Origin of the sequence: Mycobacterium sp. (assembly GCF_052144515.1) — a bacterium.
Classification (GTDB): domain Bacteria; phylum Actinomycetota; class Actinomycetes; order Mycobacteriales; family Mycobacteriaceae; genus Mycobacterium.
The window spans coordinates 1-8,032 of the sequence record NZ_JBKQQD010000062.1 but is presented as its reverse complement, the minus strand read 5'-3'; the positions used below and the strand labels follow the sequence as shown (position 1 = coordinate 8,032).

At 63.0% G+C, this 8,032-nt stretch carries 9 protein-coding genes, 1 pseudogene and 1 riboswitch; of the genes and pseudogenes, 3 read left to right on the top strand and 7 right to left on the bottom strand.

Translation table 11 applies throughout. The features are described 5' to 3' along the window. From ACLP9N_RS03300 to ACLP9N_RS03280, 5 genes and pseudogenes are all read right to left on the bottom strand, one after another. Positions 1–830, bottom strand: a pseudogene (locus ACLP9N_RS03300) (ATP-binding protein); the annotation flags it as partial. A 149-nt stretch (positions 831–979) separates the two neighbouring features. Beyond that, the gene (locus ACLP9N_RS03295; protein ID WP_442406056.1) at positions 980–1,228 is read right to left on the bottom strand and encodes a hypothetical protein; all 249 of its coding nucleotides are present in this window, start codon (positions 1,226–1,228) and stop codon (positions 980–982) included. 541 nt (positions 1,229–1,769) lie between these two features. Beyond that, positions 1,770–2,243, bottom strand: coding sequence for a hypothetical protein (locus tag ACLP9N_RS03290; RefSeq protein ID WP_442406055.1), 474 nt, complete (start codon positions 2,241–2,243; stop codon positions 1,770–1,772). 94 nt (positions 2,244–2,337) lie between these two features. Then, positions 2,338–5,250 carry an MMPL/RND family transporter gene (locus tag ACLP9N_RS03285; RefSeq protein WP_442406054.1) on the bottom strand — a complete coding sequence of 971 codons (2,913 nt, stop codon included), beginning with the start codon at positions 5,248–5,250 and terminating at the stop codon, positions 2,338–2,340. After that, positions 5,247–6,044, bottom strand: a complete 798-nt coding sequence (locus ACLP9N_RS03280; RefSeq protein WP_442406053.1) for an MmpS family transport accessory protein — start codon at positions 6,042–6,044, stop codon at positions 5,247–5,249. The genes ACLP9N_RS03285 and ACLP9N_RS03280 overlap by 4 nt, the downstream gene beginning before the upstream one ends. 122 nt (positions 6,045–6,166) lie before the next feature. Beyond that, a riboswitch (SAM riboswitch) is annotated at positions 6,167–6,288 on the top strand. Between the two features lie 6 nt (positions 6,289–6,294). Between ACLP9N_RS03280 and ACLP9N_RS03275 the strand changes: the two genes are divergently transcribed. Continuing rightward, positions 6,295–6,609: a hypothetical protein gene (locus ACLP9N_RS03275; protein WP_442406052.1), complete on the top strand. Its 315-nt coding sequence runs from the start codon at positions 6,295–6,297 to the stop codon at positions 6,607–6,609. Between the two features lie 27 nt (positions 6,610–6,636). Here ACLP9N_RS03275 and ACLP9N_RS03270 read toward each other — a convergent pair whose 3' ends face one another. Together ACLP9N_RS03270 and ACLP9N_RS03265 are read right to left on the bottom strand one after the other, a co-directional pair. Then, a complete protein-coding gene (locus ACLP9N_RS03270) occupies positions 6,637–6,933 on the bottom strand; it encodes a hypothetical protein (RefSeq protein ID WP_442406051.1) in 297 nt (98 codons plus the stop codon). 27 nt (positions 6,934–6,960) lie between these two features. Next, complete coding sequence (locus ACLP9N_RS03265; RefSeq protein ID WP_442406050.1) at positions 6,961–7,563, bottom strand: hypothetical protein; 603 nt, start codon at positions 7,561–7,563, stop codon at positions 6,961–6,963. A gap of 31 nt (positions 7,564–7,594) precedes the next feature. On the opposite strand from ACLP9N_RS03265, the gene ACLP9N_RS03260 reads away from it, so the two are divergent. Together ACLP9N_RS03260 and ACLP9N_RS03255 are read left to right on the top strand one after the other, a co-directional pair. Beyond that, complete coding sequence (locus tag ACLP9N_RS03260; RefSeq protein ID WP_442406049.1) at positions 7,595–7,723, top strand: hypothetical protein; 129 nt, start codon at positions 7,595–7,597, stop codon at positions 7,721–7,723. Positions 7,724–7,735: 12 nt separating this feature from the next. Next, positions 7,736–8,032, top strand: a complete 297-nt coding sequence (locus tag ACLP9N_RS03255) for a hypothetical protein (protein WP_442406048.1) — start codon at positions 7,736–7,738, stop codon at positions 8,030–8,032.

Here is an 8,032-nt window from a genome sequence, read left to right as displayed (position 1 = left end):
ACCAGCAGCCGCACCCTGCCCTCCAGGGCGGCGGCCACGGACTCGCTGACGCTCTTGTCCGGCTGCTGGGTGATGCCCAGCACCGCCGCCACTGCGTCGGGCACCGCGGCCGGATCGGCCACAGCGGCCAGTTCGAACAACCAGACGCCGTCGGGAAATTCATCGGCCAGGCCCGCCGCGACTTCCTGTGCCAAACGGGTCTTGCCCACCCCCCCGACGCCGGTCAAAGTCACTACCCGGTGTTCGCGGAGTGCTGCTTGCACTTCGGCAAGCTCAGCATCGCGCCCGATGAAACTGGTGGCTGCAGGGCGCAGGTTCCCAGGACTTGTATCGAGCGCCCGTAACGCAGGAAAGTCCGCCTGCAGGCCCGCCGCTCGGACCTGAAATACCCCGACCGCGGTGGGCAGATCCCGCAACCGCCGCGGCCCCAAATCCACCAGATCGATGAGATCAACCCCGCCGAGCAGACCCGCCGTCGACTCGGCCAAAAGGATCTGCCCGCCATGCCCGGCGGCCATCAACCGCGCCGCACGGTTTAGCACCGCACCGAAATAGTCCGCCCCGCGCAGCTCTGCTTCGCCGGTCGCCAGCCCCATCCGCACCGGCAACTCAAGCTCCCGCTGCGCGGCCACCGCCGCATCCACCGCCGAGCGCGGCGAGGCGAACGCGGCGCACACGCCATCACCGGTGTGCTTGAAAACCCAGCCCCCGTGCGCCTCGATCGCGCGACGTAGCACCGCGTCGTGTGCGGCCAGCGCCGACCCCATCGCATCCGCGTCTTCCTCCCACCGACGGGTCGAACCCTCAATATCGGTGAATAGAAACGTCACAACCCCCGAAGGGAACACCGCCTGCTCAGCGGACACCCACGCAGCATGGCACAAGCAACGCACTCCCACGTCGAACATCAGGTTTGGGCATGCCATTCATGCGGCGCTGCACGCATTGAAGACCATTCGAACCAGTCGAGCCGCGGTGACTATTGCGCGGTACGGATGACAAAGGCGTCTGTGCTCTCGTCGTACCCGACCGTTTCGTCCACGAACAATTCCCCAACCGTGTGGCCGTCCTCAGCAACCGCAATGAAGGTCGCTTCCTCCTGGTCGTATGTCACCGATCCTTGCACGAACATCGCCGCGACCTCGTGCCCATCGGCTCCGAAAACGACAAGCTTCAAGCCTCCGGCATTCTTGACGTACTGCGCCGCTTCGGCACGTGTCGTGACCATCGCTGGGATTCCTTTCTGCTGGTGCTTTTGTTGCACCGCAGTATTCCCGAGACCAGAACCCAATGTGGTCGGTACAGAGAACCGAAGTACTCGTCAGCCATGTGCCCGCCGCAGCGGCAGGACCGTCGTCGGCTGTCCGTCATATCGCCGTGCCATCTCCGACACGAAGTTTTGAGACTCTCGTATGTCGTCTATTTCAAGACAAGGGATCAACCGGCTCAGTCCAACCGTATTGATTTGATTGTGACCGGTGTCGCGCGCTTGCCGTCGCCACCGCCAGGCCTGCTGGCCGAACCCCCTCAAGACCCGCCGGCTCCCCAGCGACGACCTCGCCGCGGTACACCGACGCCGGATCCTGCCCACCGTCGTCACCCAGACACCACAACGCGTCCTGCACCGCCGCCTGCTCGCACCGGTGCTACGCGGTGGCGAAGCCCAACCACCGGCCGCGATACTCGCGGCTGTTCGAACGCGTGGCTGGCCAAGATCGCCCGCGGACGCCTCGGGTCAGGTCTTACCGATGTTGCTGCTGGCTCCAGAATCACCCGGTAGGACTGTGGATGACCACATCGGATGCGTTGGGCTGTGTCAAAGAAACTTTCTGCAAACGCCCTTTCAACCGTGCGACCCTGAGTAGCTGAATGGTGAGGTTTGTGGACCCCAACATGGGGATCAACCCGATAAGTACTCGCGCGGTGGGCTTGGCTCCATGTAACAGTGCGAGACAGCCAAACACATAAAAGCATCCGATTGTGAAGGCGGCAGCGGGTATCGCGTAGGCGAGTAACGATCGACAATCAGAAATAACCTGCGCCGCATAATCTACCTCACCTTGCGACATCGGTTCGCGTTTGCGCAATTTATCCAAAACCGCTTTGCGGACCCCTACTTCTTCGCCCAGCGGAGCCGGCGTTCGATCCTCTAACCGTTTTACGAACACAAATGCACAAGCGCCGAACATTAATGCCAGCACAGCAGCAAGTATCGTCAGATAACCAAATAGACCGAGATTCACCATCCCGCTCCTTTGCTCCGCCGTCCCGCAGGCGCGGCCAGGGCCACGGCCAGTGCCGCCGCGACTGCTGCCAACCAGCATCCGATTCTCGACGTCATGGTTGAGTGCGTGGCGGTAGTTCCGAGGTCACCGCTGGGTCCTCGTCTTCCCACAGGAGCAGTTGACGAACCGCGGGGCGTGGCCCGTAGGGTCGAAGCATTTGGCTGGCAGGGCGGGGTCGCACTGTTTGCGGCCACCAGAACCAGCGCCCGAGCAGCGCGGCGATGGACGGTGTCATGAACGAACGCACGATCAGCGTGTCGAACAGCAGACCGAGCGCGATGGTGGTCCCGATCTGACCGAGAATCCGCAAATCGGCGAACACGAAGGAGGCCATGGTGGCGGCGAAGACCAGGCCGGCGGAGGTGACCACCGCGCCGGTGCCCGCCATCGTACGGATGAGGCCGGTCTTGAGTCCGGCGCCGATCTCCTCTTTGAACCTCGAGATCAGTAGCAGGTTGTAGTCGGATCCGACCGCCAGCAGCAGGATGACGGCCAGGGCCAGCACGATCCAGTACAGCTGGATGCCGAAAATATATTGCCAGACCAGCACGGACAGCCCGAACGAGGCGCCCAACGACAGCGCCACCGTGCTGACGATGACGAGCGCGGCCACCAGACTTCGGGTGATGAACATCATGATGAGCAAGATCAGGCTGACCGCGGCGAGCCCGACGATCATCAGGTCGTACTTGGCGCCGTCTTGGATGTCCTTGTACGTCGCCGCGGTGCCGCCCAGATAGATCCCGGCGTCGGCCAGGGGGGTGCCCTTCAGGGCTTCGTGCGCGGCCTTCTTGATCGGGTCAATGTGTGAGATGCCCTCAGAGGTCGCGGGATCACCTTCATGGGTGATGATCATGCGAGCTGCGTTGCCGTCAGGCGAGAGGAACAATTTCAGGCCGCGCTCGAAGTCGGGGTTGCTGAAAACCTCGGGAGGCAGGTAGAAGGTGTCGTCGTTTTTTGCGGCGTCGAAAGCTCGGCCCAGCGCCGTCGCGTTTTCGATCGCTGCTGCCGTCTGAGCGTAAATGCCGGACAGGGTGGCGTAGTTCGCCAACGCCAAGTCGCGATTGGTCTCCTGGCTCGCGATCTGTCGCGGTATCAGCGCCACCAGTTTCGGCTGGAGCGCGTCGAGTTTATCCAGGGTGGCCGTGAGGTCTTCAAATTTTTCGGTGAGCTGGTCGATGCCGTCGAGTGCATCGAATACGGACCTAAGCGCAAAGCAGACCGGGATATCGTAGCAATGCTTTTCCCAGTAGAAGTAGCTGCGAATCGGCCTGAAGAAGTCGTCGAAGTTCGCGATCTTGTCGCGCAGGTCTTTGATCGTGGCGATCGTGTCGTGAAAGCTTTCGGCCTCGCTGTGAGTAGTGGCGGCGAGCTCCTGCTGGAGGACATACTGCTGCTTCAAAATGTTGATCGTGTTCGCCAGTTCGCCGGCCTGCTTGCGCAAGTCGTTCGCGCGATCCGTCTGGTAGGTCAAATTTTCTTGCTGACTGGCGCTTTGCGCGCTGATCTGAAACGCCAGCGAGCTGTGGACGAGCGGGGTTCCCAAAGGCCTGGTAATCGCCTGGACCTGGGCGATGCCTGGTACGTGAAACACCGCCTTGGCCACCTTGTCCAAAATGAGCATGTCGGCCGGGTTGCGCATGTCGTGGTTGGACTCGATCATCAGCAGTTCGGGATTGAGCCGGGCCGCCGAGAAGTGCCGCTCCGCAGCGGTGTAGCCGATCTTGGCCGGCGCCCAGGCCGGCATGTAGGGGCGGGCGTCGTAACTGGTCTTGTACCCGGGCAGGGCGAGCAGACCGATGAGGGCCACCGCGGTGGTCGCCGCCAGGATGGGCCCGGGCCAGCGCACGATGGCCGTGCCGATACGCCGCCAGCCCCGGGTGCGCATCGCACGCTTGGGGTCGAACAGCCCGAAATGGCGGCCGACGGCCAGCACGGCCGGCGCCAGGGTCAGCGCGGCCACCAGAGCCACCAGGACGCCGATCGCGGCGGGAATGCCCAGGCTCTGAAAATACGGCAGCCGGGTGAAGGTGAGACAGAACACCGCGCCGGCAATCGTCAGCCCCGACCCGATGATGACGTGCGCGGTTCCCCGGTACATGTTGTAGAAGGCCGCCTGGCGGTTCTCGCCGGCCTGGCGGGCCTCCTGATAACGGCCCAGGATAAAGATCGCGTAGTCCGTTCCGGCGGCGATGACCAGTAGCGTCAGCAGGTTCGTCGAGTACGTCGACAGCCCGATGATCCCGGAGTTCGCCAGCACGGCGACGACTCCGCGGGCCGCGGTCAACTCGATCATCACCGTGAAAAGCACGAGAATCGCGGTGGCCGCAGAACGGTAGATGAAAAACAGCATTATTGCGATCACCGCGATGGTGATCAGGGTGACCTTCAGGGTGCCTTTGCTGCCCACCTCGAACTGATCGGTGATCAGCGGCGCGGGGCCGGTGACATAGGCCTTGACCCCGGCCGGCGGCCGCGTGTGGTCCACGATGTTGCGCACAGAATCTACGGACTGATTGGCCAGACTCTCGCCCTGATTGCCGGCGAGATACACCTGCACCAACGCCGCCTTGCCGTCAGCGCTCTGCGAGCCCGCCGCAGTCAGCGGATCCCCCCAGAAATCCTGGATGTGCTCCACATGCTTCGTGTCTTGGGAGAGCTTTTGAATCAGGCCGTCGTAGTAGTGGTGTGCGTCGGCACCGAGCGGCTGATCGCCTTCCAGCACGATCATCGCCAGGCTGTCGGAATCGAACTCGTGAAACACCTTACCGATGCGTTTACTGGCCTGCAGCGACGGCGCGTCCTGGGGACTCAGCGACACGTTATGTGCTTGGGCAACCCTCTCCAATTGCGGCACGAAAACATTCGTGCTCGCGGCCAGGGCCAGCCAGAACAGCGCGATCGGCACCGAAAGCCGCAGGATCATCCGCGCAAACGAACCCCGCGGGAGGTGATGGTTGCTCATCCGGATTTGTCCAGGCAGAAGGTGTAGGCGTTCACCGTGTTGACCGATCTCTCGTCTTGGACCACACCGTCGATGGTGATGCGGCAGCCGATGGAATCGCTATCGCCCTGGGCCATAACGTTAGCGAACACCGCGGGCTGGGTCGTGGTGATGTCGTAGGACCACGGCAGGGCCGTGTCATCAACGCGCTGCGGCTGGGCATTGACATCTATGTAACTGATCGTCGCCACCGCACCCGGCGGGCCGAAGACCTCGAGGACCACGTGCTTGGGGTTGAACGGCGTGATGTCGTTGACGTTGCGGGCTATCCCGAAGTCGGTCAGCAGGATTCGCTGCTCACCCTCGTCGTCGAGATGGGTCATCATGATGTTGGCTGGCTTGACGTCGCGGTGGAGGAGGCGTTGTTTGTGGGCGTAGTCCAGCGCGCTGGCGACTGCGGTGACGATGCGAGCAACTTCCTCGACAGGCATACCAGCCGGATACCGATCGGCCAGGAGGCGGGCTGCGTCGAGCCCGTCGACGAAGTCCATGGAGATCCACAGTTGGCCGTCTTCCTCCCCACGGTCGTGCACACCCACGATGTGCGGATGCCACAGTTTTGACACGAGATCGGCCTCGCGGTTGAAGCGGGCGCGGTAGTCGGGGTCGGCCGATACATCGGCTGAGAGCACCTTCAATGCGTCACGGCGGGGTAGGCGCGGATGCTGGGCGAGGTACACCTCGCCCATCCCCCCAGACCCCAGCAGGCGGATGATGGCATACCGGGCGAAAGTCTGACCGTCGGTTAACGGCATGCGGCGGATAGTACCTACAGCGGACGCCCCCGGTTTCGCTATATCGGCGAGTATCTCGTTGGGTCTACGCCCCTTGATGGCGAACGGGCCCCCTCGCCGTGCGGCTCGGTATCCTTAACGAAGGCCAAGAGATTCGCTCGTACGCCTCCGAACGTGAGCGGACGGCAACCGCGCTACCCGGCACGGTGCCCTTCGGAGAAGGCCGGGGCTTACAGCTCAACATGCTGCTGGTCAAGACGGGAGTACTGAGATGAACGAACCGCAATATCGGGACTACTGGCGCGTGCTGTACCCCGAATATGCAGAACCCCAATCGACCGGGCACTGGTACGGCAAGTGGAAGACGGCCGCGATGTGCATGGGCCTCTATGACGAACGGCAGCAGGCCCGGCACGAGTGGATCGCGACTGGCCCACGCCGGGGGCGCGAAGAATCCCACGCGACTACGGCGGTCACCCATCACGCATCGCCGGTGCGGTCGTTAACCGTGAAGGTGTGCCTTAGTTGCCTTTGGGTTTCGAGGAACCTCGACGAGGAGCACCCAGGGATTACCGGAGATGGCTGACACCCTTCAGCCGCAATGCCGTGGCCATCAGTAGCCGTCCTCATCGGGGGTGTCGTCGATGGCCACCATGCGAATACCTTCCGCCGGAGAAGACTGCTGCTGAGGTTGTATGGAGGCGTCTCCCCGCAGCGCCGCCTGCACTTCGGGCCACCTCTCGGAGGGGATGAAGGTTCGTACGACTTCGATGACGCGGCCCATCTCGGCGAGGATGCCGGCCATATCCGCCTCTCCCGCACGCGCATCAACCAGTGCCTGGAGGATCGAGTCGGGGGTCACCCCCGCGGCGTTCATCGTCAAACACAGGCCTGGCGACGACCGCGGCACCTGCGGCGACTACCCGCCCGTAATTTTCTAACGCGGCAGGAAATACTTCGCTTCAAGCCGCTGGCGGACTTCCTCGCGTCGCCACTTATTCCACCACGTCTGCACCGGAGAAAGCCGCTTCTGGCCTGCCTTCACCAGCATGACCGTGCCTCGATTGAGCCCCCCGGTGAACAACACAATGCTCGCCATCTTTTCCCGCATGTTGGGTGCTGTCGGCGCCATCTCCGCTACGCCCTCCAGCGTTCCTTGGAGCTTGGTGAAATTGTTGAACGCTGCTGCCATGGCCTCATAGCAGTCGGCGTCCACAACTGTCATTCGGCCAATGTGGAATGCGCGGCCGACACCGAATAGGGCGCGCTGTGCCTGGTTCGTCAGTTCCTCAAGTTCGGCGTCAGATACCCTGCGGAATGTCTTACCTTCGCTTTGTCTCGCGCGTTCTTCGCACGCGTCCCGGAATGCGAAGACGCGCAGCGTGAGTTCGTAGGTGGCCTCTACGATGTCCGCGATCGCGGCGCGCTGCGGCGCCCGGTTGGCGTCTTTGGTGCGCCGACTCTCGCGCAGCCACGTCAGCGCGTAGGTCAGCGCGCTCCCGGCGATGCCTGCGCCGATCACGGTCAAAATTGTCGCCACGGACAGGAAGCTTAGAGCCTAACCTGACACCATGGCCGCCGTCGGTGACCTGGTCCGCAGCACGACCAGGGGATGGATGGTGCGGCCACCCGAGCGCTGCCCGCACCTGACCTCGTGGGGTTCTGCGATTCGGTTCACTGGGCAGGTCGGCTTGGACTAGCGTCAATCTGTTATGAGGGCGGTCGTCGTCGCGGTGGCCTCCGTGATCGTCGCTGGGTTTCTCAGCGTCCCGGCGGTGGCGCACGCCGACCCGTGCGTTAACGGCACCGTCCGGCGTGGTGGTTCGGGTGGCGACTACTTCCTGTGCCAGGATCGCGGGTGGTTGCACGTCCTGCCGACGTTCGACGGCCCAAATCAGCCGCTGCCACCGACGTGTGTGAGGTTTCCGGACAAGTACATGTGTCCGACTGATGGGCCTCCGCCCGGCCCGGAGTGGACAACTCCGGGCCGTTGGTATCCGGGACTGTAA